General features: G+C 64.8%; 23 protein-coding genes and 1 pseudogene. 13 read left to right on the top strand and 11 right to left on the bottom strand.

All coding sequences use genetic code 11. The features are described 5' to 3' along the window. The first annotated feature begins 196 nt into the window (after positions 1-196). On the top strand, positions 197-1138 hold the full coding sequence (locus CDI09_RS12835; RefSeq protein WP_078525698.1) for a YihY/virulence factor BrkB family protein: 942 nt from the start codon (positions 197-199) through the stop codon (positions 1136-1138). Between the two features lie 124 nt (positions 1139-1262). Here the strand turns inward: CDI09_RS12835 and CDI09_RS12830 are convergent, their stop codons facing one another. After that, positions 1263-1805, bottom strand: coding sequence for a septal ring lytic transglycosylase RlpA family protein (locus tag CDI09_RS12830; protein ID WP_078527897.1), 543 nt, complete (start codon positions 1803-1805; stop codon positions 1263-1265). 132 nt (positions 1806-1937) lie between these two features. On the opposite strand from CDI09_RS12830, the gene aroQ reads away from it, so the two are divergent. The 3 genes from aroQ to accC are packed head-to-tail and all read left to right on the top strand — an operon-like array spanning position 1938 to position 4203. Further along, a complete protein-coding gene (aroQ, locus tag CDI09_RS12825) occupies positions 1938-2393 on the top strand; it encodes a type II 3-dehydroquinate dehydratase (RefSeq protein WP_061274471.1) in 456 nt (151 codons plus the stop codon). Further along, complete coding sequence (accB, locus tag CDI09_RS12820) at positions 2390-2854, top strand: acetyl-CoA carboxylase biotin carboxyl carrier protein (RefSeq protein ID WP_078525696.1); 465 nt, start codon at positions 2390-2392, stop codon at positions 2852-2854. The genes aroQ and accB overlap by 4 nt, the downstream gene beginning before the upstream one ends. Beyond that, positions 2854-4203: an acetyl-CoA carboxylase biotin carboxylase subunit gene (gene accC / locus CDI09_RS12815; protein ID WP_078525694.1), complete on the top strand. Its 1350-nt coding sequence runs from the start codon at positions 2854-2856 to the stop codon at positions 4201-4203. Before accB ends, accC begins: the two co-directional genes overlap by 1 nt. Positions 4204-4380: 177 nt before the next feature. Here accC and CDI09_RS12810 read toward each other — a convergent pair whose 3' ends face one another. The 4 genes from CDI09_RS12810 to CDI09_RS12795 form a co-directional block, all read right to left on the bottom strand. Then, entirely contained in the window at positions 4381-6615 is a 2235-nt protein-coding gene (locus CDI09_RS12810) for an FUSC family protein (protein ID WP_078525692.1), read from the bottom strand. Between the two features lie 136 nt (positions 6616-6751). Further along, positions 6752-7282: an adenine phosphoribosyltransferase gene (locus CDI09_RS12805; RefSeq protein WP_078525690.1), complete on the bottom strand. Its 531-nt coding sequence runs from the start codon at positions 7280-7282 to the stop codon at positions 6752-6754. Between the two features lie 184 nt (positions 7283-7466). After that, a complete protein-coding gene (locus CDI09_RS12800) occupies positions 7467-8765 on the bottom strand; it encodes a multidrug effflux MFS transporter (RefSeq protein WP_078525688.1) in 1299 nt (432 codons plus the stop codon). An 86-nt stretch (positions 8766-8851) separates the two neighbouring features. Continuing rightward, the gene (locus CDI09_RS12795) at positions 8852-9544 is read right to left on the bottom strand and encodes a TVP38/TMEM64 family protein (RefSeq protein ID WP_078525686.1); all 693 of its coding nucleotides are present in this window, start codon (positions 9542-9544) and stop codon (positions 8852-8854) included. A 117-nt stretch (positions 9545-9661) separates the two neighbouring features. Here CDI09_RS12795 and CDI09_RS12790 point away from each other — a divergent pair, with 117 nt between their 5' ends. Both CDI09_RS12790 and CDI09_RS12785 read left to right on the top strand, forming a co-directional pair. Further along, positions 9662-10732 (top strand): COX15/CtaA family protein, encoded by a 1071-nt coding sequence (locus CDI09_RS12790; protein WP_078525684.1) that lies wholly within the window; start codon positions 9662-9664, stop codon positions 10730-10732. A 411-nt stretch (positions 10733-11143) separates the two neighbouring features. Then, positions 11144-11743: a hypothetical protein gene (locus tag CDI09_RS12785; RefSeq protein WP_249034026.1), complete on the top strand. Its 600-nt coding sequence runs from the start codon at positions 11144-11146 to the stop codon at positions 11741-11743. 116 nt (positions 11744-11859) lie between these two features. Here CDI09_RS12785 and hemH read toward each other — a convergent pair whose 3' ends face one another. The 3 genes from hemH to mutY all read right to left on the bottom strand — a co-directional run bounded on the left by hemH (position 11860) and on the right by mutY (position 14243). Continuing rightward, positions 11860-12915: a ferrochelatase gene (gene hemH / locus CDI09_RS12780; protein WP_078525680.1), complete on the bottom strand. Its 1056-nt coding sequence runs from the start codon at positions 12913-12915 to the stop codon at positions 11860-11862. Positions 12916-12986: 71 nt separating this feature from the next. Further along, positions 12987-13112, bottom strand: coding sequence for a hypothetical protein (locus CDI09_RS18860; RefSeq protein ID WP_257788387.1), 126 nt, complete (start codon positions 13110-13112; stop codon positions 12987-12989). A gap of 57 nt (positions 13113-13169) precedes the next feature. Continuing rightward, the gene (gene mutY / locus CDI09_RS12775; protein WP_078525678.1) at positions 13170-14243 is read right to left on the bottom strand and encodes an A/G-specific adenine glycosylase; all 1074 of its coding nucleotides are present in this window, start codon (positions 14241-14243) and stop codon (positions 13170-13172) included. A 97-nt stretch (positions 14244-14340) separates the two neighbouring features. Between mutY and CDI09_RS12770 the strand changes: the two genes are divergently transcribed. Beyond that, positions 14341-14754: a DUF721 domain-containing protein gene (locus CDI09_RS12770; protein ID WP_236944671.1), complete on the top strand. Its 414-nt coding sequence runs from the start codon at positions 14341-14343 to the stop codon at positions 14752-14754. Between the two features lie 239 nt (positions 14755-14993). Further along, positions 14994-15320 carry a hypothetical protein gene (locus CDI09_RS12765; RefSeq protein ID WP_078525674.1) on the top strand — a complete coding sequence of 109 codons (327 nt, stop codon included), beginning with the start codon at positions 14994-14996 and terminating at the stop codon, positions 15318-15320. 72 nt (positions 15321-15392) lie between these two features. Here the strand turns inward: CDI09_RS12765 and CDI09_RS12760 are convergent, their stop codons facing one another. From CDI09_RS12760 to CDI09_RS12750, 3 genes are read right to left on the bottom strand one after another with little or no spacing between them, the layout of a single operon-like run. Then, complete coding sequence (locus tag CDI09_RS12760) at positions 15393-16019, bottom strand: phosphoribosylanthranilate isomerase (protein WP_078525672.1); 627 nt, start codon at positions 16017-16019, stop codon at positions 15393-15395. 59 nt (positions 16020-16078) lie between these two features. After that, the gene (gene pyrF, locus CDI09_RS12755; protein WP_078525670.1) at positions 16079-16798 is read right to left on the bottom strand and encodes an orotidine-5'-phosphate decarboxylase; all 720 of its coding nucleotides are present in this window, start codon (positions 16796-16798) and stop codon (positions 16079-16081) included. 40 nt (positions 16799-16838) lie between these two features. Beyond that, a complete protein-coding gene (locus CDI09_RS12750; protein ID WP_078525668.1) occupies positions 16839-17264 on the bottom strand; it encodes a LapA family protein in 426 nt (141 codons plus the stop codon). Positions 17265-17384: 120 nt separating this feature from the next. Here CDI09_RS12750 and CDI09_RS12745 point away from each other — a divergent pair, with 120 nt between their 5' ends. The 5 genes and pseudogenes from CDI09_RS12745 to CDI09_RS12725 all read left to right on the top strand — a co-directional run. Further along, positions 17385-17669 (top strand): hypothetical protein, encoded by a 285-nt coding sequence (locus CDI09_RS12745; protein WP_078525666.1) that lies wholly within the window; start codon positions 17385-17387, stop codon positions 17667-17669. 245 nt (positions 17670-17914) lie between these two features. Then, positions 17915-19321, top strand: a complete 1407-nt coding sequence (locus CDI09_RS12740; RefSeq protein WP_110571346.1) for a dipeptidase — start codon at positions 17915-17917, stop codon at positions 19319-19321. Then, positions 19314-20303 carry a 4-hydroxythreonine-4-phosphate dehydrogenase PdxA gene (pdxA, locus tag CDI09_RS12735; protein ID WP_078525662.1) on the top strand — a complete coding sequence of 330 codons (990 nt, stop codon included), beginning with the start codon at positions 19314-19316 and terminating at the stop codon, positions 20301-20303. The genes CDI09_RS12740 and pdxA overlap by 8 nt, the downstream gene beginning before the upstream one ends. Next, positions 20300-21049 (top strand): pyridoxine 5'-phosphate synthase, encoded by a 750-nt coding sequence (locus CDI09_RS12730; protein WP_078525660.1) that lies wholly within the window; start codon positions 20300-20302, stop codon positions 21047-21049. The genes pdxA and CDI09_RS12730 overlap by 4 nt, the downstream gene beginning before the upstream one ends. 32 nt (positions 21050-21081) lie before the next feature. Beyond that, positions 21082-21306 (top strand): annotated as a pseudogene (locus tag CDI09_RS12725) (transposase); the annotation flags it as partial. Between the last annotated feature and the right edge of the window lie 222 nt (positions 21307-21528).

The raw sequence follows: 21528 nt of genomic DNA, 5'->3' as shown, positions 1-21528 counted from the left end.
TTGTTGCGTAGGGAGCGCATATGCGCACAATACGCGCCTGACGCAATAGAAAAATCCTCACGATCCGTAATTTTTCCTTTAGGATCACACGATAGTGGCACAATACACACAGACCGATCCACTCCGCGCCCGGCGTGCCACCACATAACAGGACAAGAAGCCCGCCTTGATTGGTTCCTCATCTACTGAAATCGATATGACGGACATACCCCCGCCCGCGCGACACCTGCCGCATTTTTCCATGCAGCAGGTCAGGAAAGTGCTGCGGCAGGTCGCCCGCAACATCGTATCCGACCAGATCACGCTGGCTGCGGCAGGCTGTGCGTTCTACGCCACGCTGTCGCTGTTTCCGGCCATGAGCACGCTCATCTCGCTCTATGGCCTCCTGTTCGACCCGCAGACGGTGGAACCCCAGCTCGTGGTGCTGCGCAACCTTCTGCCGCCTGCGGCCTATGACATGATCGGCGCGCGCATCCACCTGCTGGTGGCCGAATCGCATTCATCCCTTACGCTGAACCTGATCATATCGACCACCATCGCCACGTGGTCGGCCTCGGCTGCCACGCGTTCGCTCATCCTGGCGATGAACGTGGCCTACAACACGCCCGAGACCCGCAGCTTCCTGCGCTTTCAGGCCATGGGCATGGCGCTGACCTTCTGCTCGATCTGCGGCGGCATCCTCACGCTGGCCCTCATGGTGGGGCTGCCGTTCCTGCTCGACTACCTGCCGCAGAAGCTTGAACTCGCCCCCCCGCCCGGCTCGGTCGAGCTGCTGGTGCGCATGGGCGGGCCAATGCTCATGCTTTTGTTCGTGCTGTCGCTGTGTTCAGTGCTGTACCGCTTTGGCCCCAACCGGCCCCATACGTACTGGCGGTGCATCCTGCCCGGCTCGATCGGGGCCACGCTGCTGTGGCTGCTCTCCTCGGCGGGGTTCTCGTATTATGTCAGCCATATCGCGGGCTACAGCGCCACCTATGGTCCGCTGGGTGCGTTCATCGCCATCATGATGTGGTTTTATGTCTCGGCCTACGTGGTGCTGCTCGGCGCGGAACTGAATGCGGGACTCGAGATCGAGATGAAACTGCGCTGCTCGCCCGACAAGATCATGGAAGGCTGGACCAAGCATCAGCGCCTCTAGGAGGCGCGCTGGCCCCTGCGGGCGCGTGAGGCTTCAGCTTTCTGAAAAAAGCTTCACCAGCAACTTTCATGATTTCAGGGCACTCTCGGGCCTGCCGTTTCAGGCGGCCTGCCTGATGCAGCCCCTAGCGCGTGGCGCTGGCCACTTCCTCATCCGCCCCGCGCGCGGGTTCTATTTCCACTGTCGAGACACCACGGCCCAGGATGCCGAGTTGCCGCGCGGCCTCGGGCGACAGGTCGATGATGCGATGCCCATGATACGGCCCCCTGTCATTGACCCGGACCACGACCGAGCGCCCGGTGCTGAGGGCATGCACCCTGACCCGCGTGCCCAGCGGCAGCTGGGCGTGGGCGGCGGTCAGCGCATCAGGGTCGAACTGCTCGCCCGAGGCGGTGGCGTGCCCGCTCTGCCTGCCCGTGCCATACCAGCTGGCCAGGCCGTGCTGGTTCCAGTTCGCAGGCACATGCGCCATGGCGGGCGGCCGCCTTACGCTGGCGCGGCCCCCGTGCCGGGTGGTGGCCACCGCATGGCGCGCCGCCGCCTGCGCCGCGTTGAGCAGGCCCGATGTCGCCAGCATCAGGCACGCTACCGCCACGGTTGCCCCGAAGCGCGCCGTATTGCCGCTCCGTTCGCCGCCCGCGCGCTGGTGATCGGTTTTTCCTGTCATAAAGCCACCATAACATAATTGGACCTCCATGACATAATTCAGCCCGCAAGCCGGGCGCAGGCGGTCCTGTCAGGGGGGAAGCCGCATGATCGGACTTGGAACCGGACGGCGGGCGTGCTAGGCGCGTGCATCATGGAGCGCCCTCTCATTGCCGTGCTGAACGGCCCAAACCTGAACATGCTCGGACTGCGGCAACCCGAAGTCTATGGCCATGCCACGCTTGACGACGTGGAACAGGTCTGTGTGCAGGCAGCCGAACGGCTCGATGTAGCCATCGACTTCCGCCAGACCAATGGCGAGGGGGAACTCGTTTCATGGATACAGGAATGCCGGGGCCGCGCACGCGGCATCATCATCAACCCGGCGGCCTATTCCCACACCTCGGTTGCCATACTCGACGCGCTGCTCGCCGTTGATCTGCCGGTGATCGAGGTGCACATCTCCAACATTCACCGCCGTGAAGCCTTTCGTCATCACTCCTACGTCTCCCAGGCCGCCATTGGCGTCATATGCGGGCTGGGCGTACGGGGGTATGCCCTGGCGCTTCAGGCCATGACAGACATGATTCTGGACGAGGACGATCAATGAGCCGACTGCTCGTGGATGCGGATGCCATACGGGCATTGGCTGAAATTCTCACCGATACCGGCCTGACCGAAATCGAGATTGCGGAAAAGGACAACCGCATCCGCGTGGTGCGCGCCGCCGCCCCCGTGGCGCATGCCGTGCCCGCCCCGGCCCCCGTGGCCGCCGCACCGGCTGCGCCCACGCCCGTGGCCCCGCCCGCCGCCAACCCGGCCGACCTGTCCAAGCACCCCGGCGCGGTGACCAGCCCGATGGTGGGCGTGGCCTACCTGGCGCCCGATCCGTCCTCGCCCGCTTTCGTATCCGAAGGCCAGCAGGTGGCCGCAGGCCAGACGCTGCTGCTGATCGAGGCGATGAAGACCTTCAACCAGATCAAGGCCCCGCGCGCTGGCACGGTCAGCCGGATTCTGGTGCAGTCCGGCGACCCGGTCGAGTTCGGCGAAGCGCTGGTCATCATAGAGTAATGTTTTCCAAGATCCTCATTGCCAATCGTGGCGAGATCGCCCTGCGCATCCTGCGGGCCTGCCGCGAACTGGGCATCCGGACCGTTGCCGTGCACTCCACGGCCGATACGGATGCCATGTATGTCCGCCTTGCGGATGAAGCCGTGTGCATCGGGCCGCCCGCCAGCCGCGATTCTTACCTCAATGTCGCGGCCATCCTCTCGGCGGCCACCATCACCGGGGCGGACGCCATTCACCCCGGCTACGGGTTCCTGTCGGAAAACGCCGATTTTGCCGAGACGGTCGAGGCCCACGGCCTGACCTTCATCGGGCCGACGGCGGAACATATCCGCATGATGGGCGACAAGATCACCGCCAAGACCACCATGATGGCGCTGGGCGTGCCGCTGGTGCCCGGCTCGGATGGTGCGCTGGAAAGCCTGGAGCAGGCGCGCGAGGTCGCGGCGAAAGTCGGCTACCCCGTGCTGATCAAGGCTGCGGCAGGCGGTGGCGGGCGCGGCATGAAGGTCGCCCCCACCGAGGCTGACCTTGAAGAGGCATGGAGCGTTGCCCGCACCGAGGCCCGCGCCGCCTTTGGCAATGACGAGGTCTATCTCGAAAAATACCTCGACAAGCCGCGCCATATCGAACTGCAGATCATGGCCGACACGCATGGCAACGTGGTGCATTATGGCGAGCGTGACTGCTCGCTGCAGCGCCGCCACCAGAAGCTGCTTGAAGAAGCGGGCTCGCCTGCCCTGACAGCCCGGCAGCGTGACGAGATCGGCGCGATCGCCACCGCCGCCCTGACCAAACTCGGCTACCGCAACGCGGGCACGCTGGAGTTCCTGTATCAGGACGGGCAGTTCTGCTTCATCGAGATGAACACCCGCCTGCAGGTGGAACATCCGGTGACGGAGATGGTGTGCGACGTGGACCTCGTGCGCGAGCAGATCCGCATCGCGGCGGGCGAGCCAATCGGCTACAGCCAGTCCGACATCAAGTTCTCCGGCCACGCGATCGAATGTCGCATCAATGCCGAGGACCCGCAGACCTTCATGCCCACGCCAGGCACGATCACGGTCTACCACCCGCCCGGCGGGCTGGGCGTGCGAATCGACAGTGCGCTGTACGCGGGCTACCGCGTGCCGCCTTATTACGACAGCATGATCGCCAAGCTGATCGTGCGCGCGCCGACCCGCCTTGAGGCGATCGAGCGCATGCGCCGCGCGCTGGATGAATTCGTGATCGAAGGGGTGAAGACGGTCATTCCGCTGCACCGCAAGATTCTCGAAGACCCCCAGTTCCGCAAGGGGGACTACACCATCCACTGGCTGGAAAACTTCGTGGCCCGCCAGCAGCAGGGCTAAGCGATCACAGCCTGATTGCCATCGCGCCTCAAAACAGAAAAGCGACCCCTGCCAGCAAGCAGGGGTCGCTTTTTTTATGACCGGCCTGAAAACATAAGAATGTTTTTGGCGAAGCTTTTTTCAAAAAGCTTCAGATCACGTTCCTCATGAGTATCAGCATAGAAATCCCGCTGCGCCTCACGCCATGACCGGATCCAGATACGGGCTGGAGGCATCAAAGAATTTCTGGTTGTGGTCCAGTTCAAACGAAATCACGTAAAGACACCCCAGCGCACTGTCTATTTCCAGCCGCACGCCCAGATTGTCGGCCTGCCCCGCAAGCTGCTGCAGGTGCATGATGGCGAATTTGGCCGAGCGCGCCGTGCGCCCGTAATGCCCGCCATAGCGACCGCTGAACTGCGCCATGCGCCCCATCATCTCACCCACCACGCGCTGCGCCTCGGGCGGCAGCAGGTGGCGCTCAAGGATGGCGCGCAGGCGGATGACATTCAGCCCGATGGTCATGGCTGACAGGATTCCCTGCAGGTAGGCATCGATAATGGTGTCAGGCGTGTTTTCCGCATTGGTCAGCAGCCGCACGAAGCGGTCCACGTTATGCTCGACCACATACAGCGTGGTGGGCAGCGTGCGCGCCCGCGCCACATAGCGCAGCCCACGCAGGATGCCGGTGCGCATCTGCCAGCGCATGTCGTTCGTATCGAACGGCAGCACCAGCCGGAACGCCCACATCGCATACCACAACCCGACTATGAGCGGCATGGCGGTGTTGAAGAACGCCACCTCATCCAGCCGGCTCTGGTTGCCCGGTCCGAGCAGGATGGGCAGGAACAGGTTGTACGAAACAGCCCCGAGGATCAGCGCCGGATAGGCAAAGGCCAGCCCCCCCGCCAGCATGGGCAGGAACAGGCACAGCGCCATGATCTCATATGTAGTGGGTGAGGCCAGACGCCACAGCACCAGCACGCCTGCCACGACCGAGGCAATGATGGCGCCACCAAGGAAGGCACGGGTGGCCAGTGCCGGTTTCTCCAGCGTGGAGAACAGGCTGCACACGATGGAGACGAACATGATGAAGGTCAGCCCGGCCGACCATGCGGTCGTGATCCAGATCACCCCCGCCCCGAAGATGGTAACCGAGGCGCGCAGGCTGTTGGTAAAGGCCTGCTGCCAGTCACGGAAGGTCTTGAGCCGGTAGTGAAAATGGTCATGCGCCAGCGGGTTGCGGCTGGCATCGAACTGGATCAGCGCCTGCTCCAGCTCGTCAAGGATCTGGCCCAGCGCGTAATTGAGCATGCGCTGCTGCGAGAGCATCTGCACCAGTTGCGGATCAACCGGCAGGCTGCCGGGGCTGCCCATTTCCTGGTTGAGGGAATCCACCACGCTCTGCCGGCATGCCGCCTGCAGTTCCGCCAGCCGGGCCAGCACGGGGTGGATGTCATCACTGGCCTCAAGCTCGCCCGCCATGTCCTTGAGGAAGGCCTGCACCTTGCTCGATGTCGCGTTGAACGCGGCATCGGGGCGGCCCACCGGCCCCTGCATGAGGGCGGCAAGGTCCAGCCCGCGCGAGAGCAGCATGGCCACCCGCGCAAGGGCCGCGCGCGCATGGTCGCCCTCATGGCCGCGATGAGCACCCATCTCGACCTCGGCAAACTCGATCTGGTCGCTCAGCGTAGTGATGTTGGAGAACACGCCCCGCGCCTGCTTGAGCACCTGCGTGTCACCCGACAGGAGGGAGGCCAGCGTCTGGGCCGCGCCATTGATGGCGGTCATGAAATTGTCGGCCAGCCGGTCTTCCGCGCGCTTGGCCAGCTTGAACTGGAACAGGGAGGAGACCGTGCTCTCCAGCACGATGCCCAGCACGATATAGGTCGCGCGTGACATGGCGGTCATGAAGATGTTCTGCGGGTCGGCAATGCCATCAAGCGAGATGATGGCGTAGGTAAACCCGCTCGCCCGCATGCCGTGAATGCGGTAGTTGGTCATGGTGGCGGGACCAGGCAGCAGCGTGCCGATAAAGCAGAACGTGCCAATGCCGATGGCCAGCAGCAGGATGAACATGAGCGGCGCCTGCGGAAACGCCGCCACCAGCAGCACGGCACAGATCGTGCCCACCACCATGCCGAACAGATGCCACCGCGCCTTGGCCACACTCTTGCCGCGCGTGCCCTGCGCCACCATCCACACCGTGAGCGCCGCCCATTGCGGGCTGCCAAGCTCCCACCACAGCGCAATGCCCAGCGCGATGAGCGAGGTAATGGTGGTGCGCAGCGCATAGCCGAAGGTGAAGATGCCCGGCGCATACAGCCACCGCAGATGGTCCTGGCGCAGGGTCATGCCCGGCGGCCACAGCCGCCGGAAAAATGCCCGTATCTGATCCTGAAAACGGGTCAGGGAAAGCTCAAGACCTTTCATCCCGGCGCGTGGCTCCCCCTATCCAGATACGATGCCTGCATAACGTACACCATAGCGGGTGTACGAACAGGCCGACAGCCGAATGGCCGCATGGAAGAAAGCGTATGCCGCATGCCACCAGCGCCCGGACTGCGGGTTATTCGTCGTAAGAGACGAGCGTCTTGACCGGTACATCCAGCCGGTCGCGGCCACCAAGGCCGGTCAGTTCGATCAGGGTGGCAGCTCCCACCACATTCGCACCCACCTTGTGCAGCAGGGCCACCGAGGCGACCAGCGTGCCGCCGGTTGCCAGCAGGTCATCCATCACCACAACACGCTGGCCGGGCTTGATGGCATCGGCCTGGATATGCAGCGAATCGGAGCCGTATTCCAGGTCATAGCTGTAAGATACCGTCTCGCCCGGCAGCTTGCCGGGCTTGCGCAGCATGACCAGCCCGCAGCCCAGACGGCTGGCAAGCGGGGCCGCCGTCAGGAACCCGCGCGATTCGATGGCGGCCAGCACATCGGGCGCCCAGGGAGCCACGGCTGCGGCAAGACGGCCCATGGCGATCTGCCAGGCATCGGCGTTCCGCATCAGCGTCGAGATATCGTAGAACAGGATGCCGGGCTTGGGAAAATCCGGGATATGGCGAATATACTGTTTCAGGTCGATCTGGGCGGTCGTCATGATCGGTGCACGGTCCCCGTTGCATGGTCATACAAATCCGGGACATACACGCCCCGTTCACGAAACTGTCGCCCACTGGACGGCCCCCCGCTGTAGCCGCCACGCGCCAGCCCGACAACCCCATCCGCACCCCTCGCCCATGCTTTGGCACCCATCACGCGTCAGGGCGGGGAGAAAGAAGATTTTATTCCTCAGCCGCCCCGGCAGGGATGGGCGTGGGTGCGCGCACGGGGCGCAGCAGCACCATCACCATCATGATCGCAGCCCCCATCAGCATCACGCCCGCCATGGGCAGCGGCGAATTGGCGGGCAGCATGCCCACGAAGGCACCGGCCACGGCACCCAGCACATATTGCAGCGTGCCGACAAAAGCCGAGGCGCTGCCCGCAAAGCGCGGGTGGTCGGCCAGCGCGCCCACTGTGGCATTGGGGCCGACGATGCCGGTCGTGCCCAGCGAGACCATCATGGCCAGGATCAGCAGGCCCATCATCCACAGCGGCGGGTGGCCGCCATGCTGCATGGCGAATGCAATGACAACGGCCATCACCGTCATGGCCATGGTGCCGGCCACCGCAACCCCCACCGAAGCGCCAAGAATGCGGGCGGCGTCAATACGCCCCACCAGCACGCCGTTGAGCTGCGACGCCCCAATCATGCACACCGCGAACACGCCAAACATCATGCCGAAATGCGCCGGCGACAGCCCGAACTGGTGAATGAACACCGAAGGCGCCGCCGACAGGTAGGTAAAGGACATGAAGCACGCGAAGCCCGCGATCATGGCATGGGTAATGAACCCCCGATCGCGCGCCAGCATGACATAGCGGCTGAACAGGGTGACCGGCGAGAACTCGCTGCGGTTGGCGGGCTGCAGGGTCTCGGGCAGCACGCGCCAGATCAGCCCGATGCAGATCACGCCATAAACCGCCGCCGCCCAGAAGATCGACCGCCATGACGCGATCGACAGCACCAGCCCGCCCAGCGTGGGCGCCAGGATGGGCACGACCCCCATCACCAGCACCAGCCGCGACATCAGCCGCGCGGATTCATTGCCATGCGACATGTCGCGCACGCACGCACTCGGAATGATCAGGCTGGCCGAAGCCCCGAGCGAGGCCACGAAGCGGAAGAACGAAAAGGTGGGAATGTCACGCGCCATGGCGCACCCGACCGAGGCCAGCGTATAGACCAGCGTGCCCAGCAGCATGGGCCTGCGGCGACCGAAGCGGTCTGATAGCGGGCCCATGGTGATCTGGCCGATGGCCAGCCCCACGAACCACACCGCCAGCGTCATCTGCGCCGAGCCCGCACGGCCATGCAACGTGGCTTCAAGCTCGGGGAAGGCAGGCAGGTAGATATCGGTCGAGACAGGCCCGACCGCGGTCAGGAACCCCAGCAGGATCGCGATCCAGCCCATGGGGCGGCCGGTCGTTTCGGGCACGGGGGTTTCTGCCGGACGGCCCGCCGTTGCGGATGAGCCCATGAGGCGCTCCAATATTAAAAGACAGTGGGGACTAGTAGACCAGCGCGGTCCATTTTTTCACCCTCTAATTACAACATCGCTGCAATTCACTCCTGCCATGGCCGCAGGCCGCGCATGCGGCGCATGAGCCACAGCCCCACCAGCGCGGAAAGGCCAAACAGCCCGATCGCAACCCCGATGCGCGCCCCACCTCCAAGCTGCATGCCCGTGCCCACCAGCACGAACACCACGGTCTGCGGCAGGCTGCCCAGCAGGGTGGCCAGCATGAATGGCATGACCCTGACCCCCAGCATGCCCGCAGCCAGATTGAGCAGCAGCGCCGAGCCCACCGGCATGAGCCGCAGCGCCAGCACCGAGGCGAAGGGGGCTGCGCGTACGCAACCTTCCACCCGCGCCAGGGTTGCACCAAGGCGGGCGGGCATGCGCATGCGCCCCGCCCAGCGGCCCCAGCCATAGCCCCACACGCATCCGGTTACGGTGGCCAGCGTGGCCAGCGCGCATCCCGCGCCGATTCCGTAAGCGGCGCCCGCGGCAAAGCATACCGCCTGCCGGGGCAGACCCAGGCCGCAGAAGGCGCTGGCCGCCAGCACGAACATGATCTCGCTGCCCGCGCGCGCATGCAGGCCATGCCCTGCTGTCAGCATCTCGCGCACGGCCGGCAGGCGACCGAGCACCACCGTCAGCGCAACAAAGGCCGCCAGCAGAAGCAGGGGCCGGACCAGCACGCGCAGGCTGCCCTGTAACCCGGGCACGGGCGGTGCGGCGTGCGGTGCTGTCATGCGTGCATCCCGGTTGTGGAGGAATATATGTTCCTTCGCGCCTAGCATCGCCTTGCGGCTGACTGCAAGGCCAGTCTAAATCCGGTTATGTCCGCATATCCTTCCACTGGCTCCCTGATGGGCCGCACGCCCCCTTCCGCGCAGGATCTGCGCAACAGGCAGCGTATCTCCACATGGCTGTTTGCCATCTGCTTCATGCTCGTGGGCATGATCGCCCTTGGCGGGTACACGCGCCTGACCGGCTCGGGCCTGTCCATCATGGACTGGCGGCCGATCACCGGCATGATCCCGCCGCTGAGCCATGCGGAGTGGGAGCGGCAGTTCGAGCTGTACAAGACCATCCCGCAATACAAGATCCTGCATGACGGATTCGGGCTTGCGGGCTTCCAGCAGATCTTCTGGGCGGAATGGACGCACCGCTTCTGGGGGCGGCTGATGGGCTTCGTGCTGCTGGTGCCGCTGGTGTGGTTTTCCATCACCGGGGCGCTGAGCCGGGGGCTGGCACTGCGGCTGGTGCTGTTTTTCGTGCTTGGCGGGCTGCAGGGCGCCATCGGGTGGTTCATGGTGGCATCGGGCTTCAACCCGGACAGCACGGCCGTCGCCCCCGTGCGGCTGGTGCTGCATCTGTGCTGCGCCTTCGCGCTCTACATCGCCATCTTGTGGACGGCGCTGTCCGTGCGCACGCCCCGCCCCGCCTTCATTCCCGCAACGCCGGAAGTCAGGCGCATGCACGCGCTGGTCTGGGCCATCTGCGTGCTGGTGGGCATGACCGTGATCGCGGGCGGCTTTACGGCGGGCACGCATGCGGGCTTTGCCTACAATACCTTTCCGCTCATGGATGGCCACCTGATCCCGCAGGGTTATGCGAAGCTGCATCCCTTCTGGCTGAACTGGTTCCAGAACATTCCCGCCATCCAGTTCGACCACCGGCTGCTGGCCACCACCACGGCGGTGCTGATTGGTGTTACGATCGTGCTCGGCCTGCGCACGCCGCAACTGGGCAAGGACGTGCATGCGGCCCTGGCCATGCTGGGCTGGCTGGTGCTGCTGCAATATGCGTTGGGCGTGACCACGCTGCTGCTGGTCGTGCCGGTATGGGCGGGCACAGTGCATCAGACCTGTGCGGCCATCGTGCTGACGGCGGCCATCATCACGCTGCACCGGCTGCGTGGGGTTGGCCGACCGTAATCCTGCTGAAAGACGCGACGGATCATCCGGAGTTTTTTTGGGGGGCGCTTTTTTGAAAAGAGGCGACCCCGGAAACTTTTATGGGTTCTGAAGTAACATAACGCGCTTCAGACAGCTTCCAAGTCTTGCCCGTTGCGATAACGGTTTCACAGCCATGGGGCGGCGTGAACCGCCGAGCATATGCTACGGAGTGTTACCACCCGGCGCCCCACGCTTGCACATCGGGCCAAACCGGGCAGAAATGCCGTTCATGAACAGGGAACACAGACCCGCCCGCTGTCCACCCCTTACTGGTGGCCAGGCAGGCATCCGGCCTGACTGTCCCTGCGTTATGGAACCGGGCGTTGCCGCGTCTTTTCCCGATCGGTGATTTTCTGCGATAAACCCCATCAAGACATGCAGGAATGGAACATGCACAAGCTGAAACAGGCACTGACAGGCGTGACGCTGGCACTGATCGCATGCGGCTCACTGAGCCTGCCCGCCCAGGCTGCCCCCCACGGGGGTGGCTTTGGCGGTGGCGGCCCTCGCGGCGGCGGTGGAGGCTGGCATGGTGGTGGCGGGGGCTGGCGCGGTGGTGGTGGCGGATGGCATGGCGGCGGCGGCTGGGGCGGATGGCATGGCGGATGGGGCTGGGGCGGATGGGGTGCTGGCTACTACCCCGGCTATGTCGGCTGGGGTTACCCCATGGGCGGATGGGGCTGGGGCGGTGGCTGGGGAGGCTGGGGCTGGGGCTGGCCCGGCTATTATGGCGCGGGGGCCGCGATGGGGGCTGCCGCGGCAAGTGCCAGCTATCGGGCCGCACCCGAAGTCTATAACGCCACGGGCAATAACGCACCCGAAGACGACTCCGTCTATGACAAGGATCTGTCCACCCTGCTGGCACCCGCTCCGGCACAGCCGCAGCCCGGCATGCAGGGCCAGGGCCAGCCTACGCCGCAGCGCCCGCGGGCTTCGTGCCCCAAAGGGCAGGTCTATAACGACCTGACCGAAAGCTGCGACCGGCCCTGACCGGGGCATTATCTATATTTTCGGGTGCCGCCTTTTTCCCCGAAGGCGGCACTTCCTGACGCTGTTCGAAAAAAGCTTCACCAGAAGCGTTCTCTGGTCTGCGGGCATGAATGGCCTTAGCCAGCCGGGGCTGCCGGTTTACGTGGCAGCCAGCCTGCCAGTTCCTCGCGCACCAGGGTCTCGAGCAGGTCTATGGCATCGGGCGAGTTGTTCAGGCACGGGATCAGCGCCAGTTCCTTGCCCCCAGCCTTGATGAAGTCTTCCGCCGCCTCGTTGCCGATTTCATCGAGCGTTTCAATACAGTCGGAAATGAAGCCCGGCGTAATCACCGCAATGCGCTCGATGCCCTGCGCGGGCAGCGACTCGATAAACGGCGCGGTATAGGGTTCCAGCCACTTGGCCGGGCCAAAGCGGGACTGGAAGGTGAGCGGCATCATCTGCGCGTCATATCCCATGGCGCGACGCAGCGCGATGATGGTGCGCGCGCATTCATCGGCATAGCTGTCGCCCTTTTCCACATAGACCCTGGGCAGGCCATGGAAGGAGGCGACAATCATCTGCGGCTTGAAATCAAGCGTTTCGAGCCGGGCCGTGATCGAGCGCCCGAGGGCCGCGATATAGGCCGGATGGTCGGCAAAGGGCGGCAGGGTGCGGATGGCGGGCTGGTTACGCAGCCGCATGAGGGCACGAAACGCCTGGTCGTTGGCGGTGGCCGTGGTGGTGGCGCTGTATTGCGGGTAAAGCGGGGCAAGCAGGATACGATCACACCCCTGCGCCACCAGCTCATGCAACGCCTGCTTTATGGAGGGCTGGCCATAACGCATGCCCCACGCCACCGGCACGTCATCACCGGCCAGCCGAGTGGCCAGCATTTCCGCCTGGTCGCGCGTGTAGGTGCGCAGCGGGCTTTCATCACGGTCATGATGCCAGATGCGATGATAGGCCTCGCCCGACCTGCGCGGGCGGAAGGTCAGCACCGGGCCATACAGGATCGGTTTCCAGATCACGGGACTGGCTTCGATAATGCGCCGGTCTGACAGGAATTCGGCCAGATAACGACGCACCGCGCCATAGCCGGTGCCATCGGGGGTGCCAAGATTGCTCAGCAGTACCCCGGTGCGCGGCGGCGCATCCTCATGCCCCGCCGCGCGCTTTACGGTAATGAATGTCATGCTTCGGCTGCTACAGGAAGCCGGAGGGCGATGCAAAAGAACAGCGGATCATCACCCCGCACGGGGGCATCCTAGCGCCGGGCGCGCACCCGGACCGGCTGCATGGCGCGCGCGGGAGCTGAACAGTAACGGGTGGCGGCAACAAGGCCCAGCAGGGCCACAACGGGGGAAAGCATCTGGACAAAAGCGAACATCACGGTCCCTTTCCTGATCGGACACCCGTTACTCAACCGCGCCGATCAGGGCGGCGTCAATCAAAAAATACCGGCCTTGCGTGCAACCTTTACGCATTTGTCCATGAGCGAGGGCAGCGCCACGGCTGCGTCACCGGGGTAATGCACGCATCCCGCCGCCGCCATACTGTTGGGAAAGGCCGCAATCCGCGCTGCGTACACATCCACCAGCAGGGTGAAATGGGTGAAGACATGCTTCACCTGCCCCACCATGCGCCAGTGTGGTTGCAGGCGGGGCGCTGCCGGGGCAAGGCTCAGCGCCTCGGCCTCAGGCCACGGGTCATCGCGCCAGTGCGGCCCCGGCAGGCCCATCATGCCGCCAAGCAGCCCCTTTTCGGGGCGGCGGACCAGCAGCAGGCCCCCGGCTTCATCCACAAGGCAGAAATGTACGCCATGCCGCACGGGCCGCACGGGTTTGGGCGCGCGACGCGGCAGGGTGGCGGCAATGCCCTGCGCATGGCCCGCACAGGCTTCGCGCCACGGGCACAGCACGCAGGCGGGGCTGCGCGGCGTGCAGATGCCAGCCCCGAGGTCAAACAGGGCCTGCGCGAAATCGGAGGGGCGGGCTTTCGCCTGCGCATCCGCGTTCAGGGTCACGGCGCGGGCGGCAATGGCCTTGCGGGCCGCAGGCAGCGGGTCGGTCAGGGCGAACAGGCGGCTGGTCACGCGCTCCACGTTGCCGTCTACCGGCACTACGGGGCGGCCAAAGGCGATGGCGGCAATGGCCGCTGCCGTATAGGCGCCGATTCCCGGCAGTTCCAGCAGCCCTTCCACCGTATCGGGAAAAACCCCGCCCCGCGCCGCCACGGCCTGCGCGCAGGCATGCAGGTTACGCGCACGCGCGTAGTAGCCAAGCCCTGCCCACAGCGCCATGACCCGGTCCTGCGGCGCGCGGGCCAGTGCCGTGACGTCGGGGAAAGCCGCGAGGAAACGCTCGAAATAGGGCATGACCGCCGTGACCGTGGTCTGCTGGAGCATGATCTCGCTCAGCCAGACCCGATAGGGATCAATTTTCTGGCCGGGCAGCGCGCGCCATGGCAGAATGCGACGGTGCCGGTCATACCAGCGTAACAGATCGGTAGCACAAGGTAACACGGACCCGTTTATGACGAACCCGCCGCCACGCAGCAAGAAAAAGAACGAAGCCCACGCTCCCGCCGAGCCGCCGCGCCGGGCCTTTCGCGCGCGCAGCATGGCGGCACTCCTGCCCCAGATCAGCCAGCCGGTCTTTCGCAGGCAGTCGGCTGCCGCCGTGCAGGTGATGACGGACTGGGCGGATATTGTCGGCCCGCATCTGGCAGCGCTGACCGTGCCGCGCAAGCTCTCCGCCGGCACGCTGACGGTGGGCTGCCAGGGGCCTGTGGCGATGGAACTGCAACATCTCGCTCCCACCGTCATTGCCCGCATCAACACCACCTGCGGCACTGGCGTGGTCAAGCGGCTGAAAATGGTGCAGGATCTGCTCGCACCACCCCGGCAGGCCGCTCCCCCAGCCCCGCCGCGCAGACCACCGCCGCCCGTGGAAATTGACGACATGCCTGATGGCCCGCTGAAAGAGGCGCTGGCTTCACTGGGCGGATGGCTCCGCGCCCGGCAGGGTCGCTGAAAGGCAAACGTTTCTGGTGCAGCTTTTTTCAAAACGCTTCGGCAGAACGCCGTCTTTTTGAAAAAATGCAGCACCCAAAAACGTTTATCTGTCGGAAGAGGGCACACTGTCATGAAAACGCCCTGTTCCAGGAGTGTTCTGACATACAACATCACGGAACGGTGAGGCATCGGATCTGGATATCTGGCCAATCCGTGCCAATATCGGTTCTGTATCGCTACGAAAAAGGAACCCGTCAGATGCGTAAGTTGGCCCTGCTGCTGGCTGTATCCATGGGATTGGTCGGCGTTCTGCCTGCCCCTTCCGCCCATGCATGGGGTGGTGGCTGGCGCGGCGGCCCCGGTTGGGGCGGCGGCTGGCACCGTGGCTGGGGCTGGGGTGGCTTTGGCATGGGTATGGCCGCCGGCACCGCGCTGGGCGTGGCCATGTCGCCCTATCGCTACCGGCCTTATGGCTATGGGTATGCCTATCCGGCCTACGGTTATCCGCCGCCGCCCTACCCGGTCTATGCCTATCCGCCGCCGCCACCCCCGCCACCTCCGGCCTATTACGGCTATTACCGCTAGGGTCTGAGACGGAAGAACGCTTTTGGTGAGGCTTTTTTCAAACAGCTTCGTAAAAGCGGCACCAAAACACTTTTAAAGCCCGTGGGCCGCCCGCACGAATTCATGGATCAACGCGGGCGACTTGACGCCAGGGGCGGTTTCCACCCCTGATGAAACATCCACCGCCCGTGCTCCGCTGAGCCTCACGGCCTCGCGCACGTTACCGGGCCGCAGGCCACCGGCGAGCATCCACGGGGCCGGGGCCTGCCAGCCCTCGGTCAGGCTCCAGTCAAAGGTCCGGGCATTGCCGCCGGGCCGCTGCGCCCCGGCAGGCGGGCGGGATTCAATCACCAGCCCATCGACCGCGCAGCTTTGTGGCAGATCGGCGCGGACAGCAATACCGGCAGCCAGCCACACCGGCACGCCAAACTGCACGCGGATGGCAGCAGCACGGGTGGCGGTGTCATAGATCTGCAATCCGTCGAGTGCGACCGTATCCAGCACGTGACGGATTTCATCATCTGTCGGGCGCACGAACAGACCAATGGCGCGCGGGCCATCGTGCGGCAGGCGACGCACCAGCGGGGCAGCCTGCGGAGCCGTGACATGACGGGGCGAGCGGCTGAAAAACACGAACCCCACCCAGTCGGCCCCGGCCGCACAGGCGGCGTCCAGCCCCGCCCCGTCACGGATGCCGCATATCTTGACCCTGACTGTCATGATGATTCCACCACCATCGTGTGTGTGAATTTATAAAAGTTTTGGGCCGCCGCCTTTTTTCAGGAGCGTGCTTTTTCCAGTTCGGCGGCAATCGCAGCCGCCGCAGCCGCAGGATCATCAGCGCGGGTAATGGGGCGGCCCACCACGATCCAGTCCGCCCCGGCGGCGCTGGCCTGTGCCGGGGTCATGACGCGTTTCTGGTCGCCCAGGGCGCTGCCTGCCGGGCGGATGCCGGGCACCACCAGCACCGGCCTGTCACCCAGTGCTGCCCGCAGCGGCGCAATCTCGTGTGAGGAACAGACCAGCCCATCCGCTCCGGAATCCATGGCCAGCGCACCAAGACGCAGCACCTGGGCCTCCACGCTGCCTTCCACCCCGGTTTCGTGCAGGGCGGTCTCATCCATGCTGGTCAGCACGGTCACGGCCAGCAGCAGCGGGCGGGCATCTGCGGGAAAGGTCTCGTCAACCGCCTTGCGGGCGGCGGCGATCATGGCGCGGCCACCGCTGGCATGGATGGTCAGCATGGCAGGCCGGAGTGCGGCCAGGCTGCCAATGGCCGAAGCCACGGTATTGGGAATATCGTGCAGCTTGAGGTCGAGGAAGAGCGGGCTCCCGCCTGCCGCCCTGCGCACCGCATCGAGCCCGCAGGCATAGGTGAACTCAAGCCCCAGCTTGACCATGCCCGCAGGCCCCGCAACCTGTTCGCGCCAGCTCACGGCCTGTGCGGTGTCCTTGGTGTCGAGGGCAACGATCAGGCGGGTGGACCGTCCATGGCTCATTGGCGGTGCTCCAGAAGCAGAAATGGCGGGTTGGTCGGGGTCAGGAGTGCTCGGGCGGCCTGGGCAGCGCCGGCGGCTGAGGGGCCGCTTCAGGAGCCGGTTCCGCCACGGGCGCGGGCGCAGTCTCGACCGGCTGCTGTGCGACATGGGCCCTGAGCATGGGGGAATTGGCCGGGGCCGATGTCAGCCCCGGCGTGCGGGCGGGCGCATCGGTATCAGGCAGGCTGGCGCGCAGGGCGCGCAGTTCCTGCTCGGCACGGCGCGCGCGGCGGATCTGGCGCAGCACCACGACCCACACACTGGCCGAGCCGGTGGCATAGAACAGCGCGGCCACGAGCAGGGCCAGCACGCCGGGGGATGACGTCCACTTCCACTGCAGCCATGACAGTTCCACTGGCGCCTGGTTGCAGGCCGCGAAAATGATCAGCGCCACGGTCACGGGCAGGGTGATGAAAAGACGTATCATGATCCTGTTCCCTACCCTCAACACCCAGCCCCTGCAAGAAAATCAATTCATGCGGCGCTGCCTTGATCGCGCAGCACGGGCATGGTTGCCTGTACCACACAGGGTGCAGGGAGCGGGGCAATGGGCAAGGTTGTCGTTTTTCGCAACACGGCGCGGCGTGACGAATCCTGGGCGGTGGAAGCCCGCACCGGGCGCGAGACGCGCATCGCCAGCATCTATGCCACCCGCGCAGCCGCCGAGGCCGATTGCGTGTGGCGCAACCAGCAGGTCGCGGCTTACCGCGCCTTCCTCGAGCGCAATGCGGTGGCCGTGCCGCAGTACAGCATCCGCCCCTATCGCCGTGCCGACCTGCCCCGCGCGTGGCGTCCCCTGCCCGCGCTGGGCTTCCTGCACGGGCAGTGCTGAAAAAAAACAGAAGGTTTGAGGTGCTGCCTTTTTTCAAAAAAGTGGCGTGCTTTCGAAGCTTTTTGAAAAAAGCTTCGCCAAAAACTTTTCAGGGTTTCCACGGCTTTACCCTGCCACAGCCTTTGCACCCGCCTGTCCTTGACGGCCCGCCAGATCCGTTGCTGTCATACGCGCCGTCCGTGCGCCTTGAAGTATGGTATGGCGCGCGGTCAGACCATCCGCCGCCTGCAGCAAACGGAGATTCCATGACCGCGCCCGCCCATTCCCTTTCTCCCGTTCTGGAACAGGCCGACCGCACGCTTGATGCGGCCCTTGAGCGGCTTTTTGCCTTCCTGCGCATTCCCAGCATTTCCACCCAGCCCGAACATGCCGATGACTGCCGCCGTGCAGCACAATGGCTGCGTGATGAACTTGATGGCCTTGGCTTTGACGTGACCCTGCACGAAACCCCCGGCCACCCCATTCTCACGGCCCATGACCGCACGCCGCCCGCAGGCCCGCATGTGCTGTTCTATGGCCATTACGACGTGCAGCCCGTCGATCCGCTGGAACTGTGGGAAAGCGGGCCGTTCGAGCCGAAGCTGGTTGTGGGAGAAAATGGCACGAAGCGCATCGTCGCCCGGGGTGCTTCGGATGACAAAGGCCAGGTCATGACCTTTATCGAGGCCATCCGCGCCATCCGGGCAACAACCGGGCAGATGCCGGTGCGCATCTCGCTGCTGATCGAGGGCGAGGAAGAATGCGGCGGCCCCAGCCTGCTGCCCTTCATGGAAAAACACCGCAAGGAACTGCGCGCCGATGTCGGCCTGATCTGCGATACCGCCATGCTGCCCGGCGTGCCCGCCATCACCACCACGCTGCGCGGCATGGTGGGCGAGGAAGTGCATCTGCGCTGCGCCACCCGCGACCTGCATTCCGGCATTTATGGCAATGCCGCGCGCAACCCCGCCGAGGTGCTGTGCCAAGTGCTGTCTTCCATCCGCGATGAGGCGACAGGACGGGTAACGCTGCCCGGCTTTTATGCGGGCGTGCAGGACCCGGCCCCCGAACTGCGCGCGCGCTGGCGCGAGATTGCGCCCGATGACGCAACCTTTCTGGGCGAAGTCGGTCTGTCACGCCCGGCGGGCGAAAAAGGTTACACTGCCATCGAGCAGACATGGTGCCGCCCCAGCTTCGAGATCAATGGCATTTCCAGCGGTTATACTGGCGCGGGCTTCAAGACCGTGCTGCCCGGCGAGGCCGTGGCCAAGGTGTCCTTCCGGCTGGTGGCGGGTCAGGACCCGGTGCATATCCGCCAGGCCTTCTGCAGCCATGTCCGCACCATGGTGCCCGAGGACTGCACGGTCACGTTCACGCCCTGTGGCGGATCGGTGGCAAGCACCCTGCCCGATGATGCCTTTGGCCTCAAACCCGCCCTGAGCGCACTGGGTGAGGAATGGAACACGCCTGCGGTGACCATCGGCTGTGGCGGCTCGATTCCGGTGGCGGCCGACATGCAGCGCGTGCTGGGCATGCCCGCCCTGCTGGTAGGCTTTGCCCTTGATGATGACCGCGCCCATTCGCCCAACGAAAAATATGACCTGACCTCCTTCCACAAGGGCATGCGCTCGTGGATCCGCATCCTGCACGCCATGGCCACGACCGATGCCTGAGGCCAGCGCCCCCCTGGCCCTGACCATGGGCGACCCGGCCGGAATCGGGCCGGAAATCACCGCAGGCGCCTGGCAGGCCATGCGGGCGGGCGCCACGGTTTTTGCCGTTATTGGCGATGCGGCCCTGATTGGCCGCCACGGCGTGCCGGTGCGCGAGATCGGCACGATGGGGGAAGCCGCAGGCGTGTTTGCCGATGCCGTGCCGGTGCTGCCGGTGACGCTGGCCGCCCCCGTCGTGGCCGGACAGCCGGACAGCCGCAATGCGGATGCCATCACCACTTCCATCGCGCGCGCGGTGGAACTCGCCCGCCACGGGCATGCAGCCGGTGTGGTGACCAACCCCATCAGCAAGATCGTGCTCAAGAAGGCGGGTTTCGCCTATCCCGGCCACACGGAATATCTCGCCGCCCTGTGCAACGTGCCGGGGCGCGAGGTGATGATGCTGGCCTGCCCCGAACTGCGCGTGGTGCCCGTTACCATCCATGTCAGCCTGCGCCGGGCTCTTGATGAACTCACCACCGGGGGCATCATCGCCGCCACCCGCACCACCCATGCGGCCCTGATGCGTGATTTTGGCCTTGCGCGCCCGCGCATCGCCATGGCCGGGCTGAACCCGCATGCAGGCGAAGGCGGCACCATGGGCACGGAAGAGCAGACCATCATCATCCCCGCCATGGAGGCGCTGCGCGAACACGGCATGGATGTAAGCGGCCCATGGCCACCCGACACCATGTTCACGCCCCCCGCCCGCGCACGCTATGACGTGGCGATGTGCATGTATCACGATCAGGCGCTGATCCCGCTCAAGACCATCGACATGACGCAGGGGGTCAACACCACGCTGGGGCTGCCGATCATCCGCACATCGCCCGATCACGGCACCGCCTTCGATATTGCAGGCCGCGGCACGGCTGATCCTACCAGCCTTGTTGCAGCCCTGCGCATGGCCATGCAGATGGCCGAACACAGGAACAGGTCATGAGCGCATCTTCTCCCGCCGCCATCAGGCTGGGCGTGAACATCGATCACGTCGCCACCGTGCGCAATGCACGCGGCGGCACGCATCCCGACCCGGTCAGGGCAGCACTCCTGGCCCAGAAATCGGGCGCTGATGGCATTACCGCCCATCTGCGCGAGGACCGCCGCCACATCCGCGATGCCGACCTCGAGCGCCTGCGCGCGGAACTTGCCATTCCGCTCAACATGGAAATGGCCGCGACCGAGGAGATGACCGCCATCGCCACCCGCCTGCACCCCCATGCCTGCTGCCTGGTGCCCGAACGGCGGCAGGAAGTTACGACCGAGGGCGGCCTGGACGTGGTGGGACAGGCCGAAACGCTGGCCCCGCGCATTGCCCGGCTGAACGGGGCAGGCATCCGTGTCTCGCTGTTTATCGACCCGGATGCCGCACAGATTGAAACCGCAGCCAGACTGGGCGCCGCCGTGGTGGAACTGCATACCGGCGCCTATGCCGATGCACCCGATGAAGCCGCCCGCGCCATCGAACTGGGCCGCCTGACCACGGGCGCGGCCCACGCCGCCCATTGCGGGCTGGAAGTGCATGCGGGCCATGGGTTGACCTACGACAACGTGGCCCCCATCGCAGCTTTGCCGCAGGTGGTGGAACTCAATATCGGGCATTTCCTGATCGGGCAGGCCATTTTTGATGGACTGCCTGCGGTGATCGGGCACATGAAGGCCGTCATCGCAGCAGCGCGGAGCGCATAAACCGGCAGGAAGATGGAACCACGCCATCCAGCGATCTCGCCATTCCGTTCTTTGGCTACAAATCCCATGTTTCCATCGACCGGAAGTTTTGACTGATCCGAAAATGGAAGACGACAGATGCGACCGCCAGTGATGGCGCGCGATTGAGAGAGGGACTGCTGGATCAAACCAATACGGCCTCAATGGTCTGGGCCGACACAGCCTATCGCTCAAAGGCCAATGAAGACTTCATGGAAAAGCAGGGCTTTAAACGCAGAGCAAACGCCACCACGGCAACCATCAATCAGCAGGTCTTCGATCCCTCCACTTTTTATTAGTTTCAATTATTTTTTTTATTGGAATCTATCATTTAATTGAAGTTCCGGGCAGGATATTCCTTAGGCTCAGGACCCATTGATTTTTGTAGGGAATTTTGATTCAGGCTCTGCAAGGAGACTGAAGATGAGCGACCTGTTCTGGCTGACGGATGAACAGATGGA

The sequence above is a fragment of the Komagataeibacter nataicola genome (assembly GCF_003207795.1).
In the GTDB taxonomy this organism is placed as follows: Bacteria; Pseudomonadota; Alphaproteobacteria; order Acetobacterales; family Acetobacteraceae; genus Komagataeibacter; species Komagataeibacter nataicola.
This window is presented reverse-complemented; position numbering and strand designations above follow the sequence as displayed.

Bases quoted from the DNA above. Each gene is read 5' to 3' on its own strand.
- CDI09_RS12740 (WP_110571346.1), top strand. From the start codon at position 17,915: ATGACCGCGCCCGCCCATTCCCTTTCTCCCGTTCTGGAACAGGCCGAC.
- aroQ (WP_061274471.1), top strand. From the start codon at position 1,938: ATGGAGCGCCCTCTCATTGCCGTGCTGAACGGCCCAAACCTGAACATG.
- CDI09_RS12730 (WP_078525660.1), top strand. From the start codon at position 20,300: ATGAGCGCATCTTCTCCCGCCGCCATCAGGCTGGGCGTGAACATCGAT.
- CDI09_RS12800 (WP_078525688.1), bottom strand. From the start codon at position 8,765: ATGGGCTCATCCGCAACGGCGGGCCGTCCGGCAGAAACCCCCGTGCCC.
- CDI09_RS12790 (WP_078525684.1), top strand. From the start codon at position 9,662: ATGGGCCGCACGCCCCCTTCCGCGCAGGATCTGCGCAACAGGCAGCGT.
- CDI09_RS12795 (WP_078525686.1), bottom strand. From the start codon at position 9,544: ATGACAGCACCGCACGCCGCACCGCCCGTGCCCGGGTTACAGGGCAGC.
- CDI09_RS12785 (WP_249034026.1), top strand. From the start codon at position 11,144: ATGCACAAGCTGAAACAGGCACTGACAGGCGTGACGCTGGCACTGATC.
- CDI09_RS12745 (WP_078525666.1), top strand. From the start codon at position 17,385: ATGGGCAAGGTTGTCGTTTTTCGCAACACGGCGCGGCGTGACGAATCC.
- pyrF (WP_078525670.1), bottom strand. From the start codon at position 16,798: ATGAGCCATGGACGGTCCACCCGCCTGATCGTTGCCCTCGACACCAAG.
- accC (WP_078525694.1), top strand. From the start codon at position 2,854: ATGTTTTCCAAGATCCTCATTGCCAATCGTGGCGAGATCGCCCTGCGC.
- CDI09_RS12830 (WP_078527897.1), bottom strand. From the start codon at position 1,805: ATGACAGGAAAAACCGATCACCAGCGCGCGGGCGGCGAACGGAGCGGC.
- hemH (WP_078525680.1), bottom strand. From the start codon at position 12,915: ATGACATTCATTACCGTAAAGCGCGCGGCGGGGCATGAGGATGCGCCG.
- CDI09_RS12750 (WP_078525668.1), bottom strand. From the start codon at position 17,264: ATGATACGTCTTTTCATCACCCTGCCCGTGACCGTGGCGCTGATCATT.
- CDI09_RS12810 (WP_078525692.1), bottom strand. From the start codon at position 6,615: ATGAAAGGTCTTGAGCTTTCCCTGACCCGTTTTCAGGATCAGATACGG.
- CDI09_RS12770 (WP_236944671.1), top strand. From the start codon at position 14,341: ATGGCGGCACTCCTGCCCCAGATCAGCCAGCCGGTCTTTCGCAGGCAG.
- accB (WP_078525696.1), top strand. From the start codon at position 2,390: ATGAGCCGACTGCTCGTGGATGCGGATGCCATACGGGCATTGGCTGAA.
- CDI09_RS12765 (WP_078525674.1), top strand. From the start codon at position 14,994: ATGCGTAAGTTGGCCCTGCTGCTGGCTGTATCCATGGGATTGGTCGGC.
- CDI09_RS12760 (WP_078525672.1), bottom strand. From the start codon at position 16,019: ATGACAGTCAGGGTCAAGATATGCGGCATCCGTGACGGGGCGGGGCTG.
- CDI09_RS12835 (WP_078525698.1), top strand. From the start codon at position 197: ATGACGGACATACCCCCGCCCGCGCGACACCTGCCGCATTTTTCCATG.
- CDI09_RS12805 (WP_078525690.1), bottom strand. From the start codon at position 7,282: ATGACGACCGCCCAGATCGACCTGAAACAGTATATTCGCCATATCCCG.
- pdxA (WP_078525662.1), top strand. From the start codon at position 19,314: ATGCCTGAGGCCAGCGCCCCCCTGGCCCTGACCATGGGCGACCCGGCC.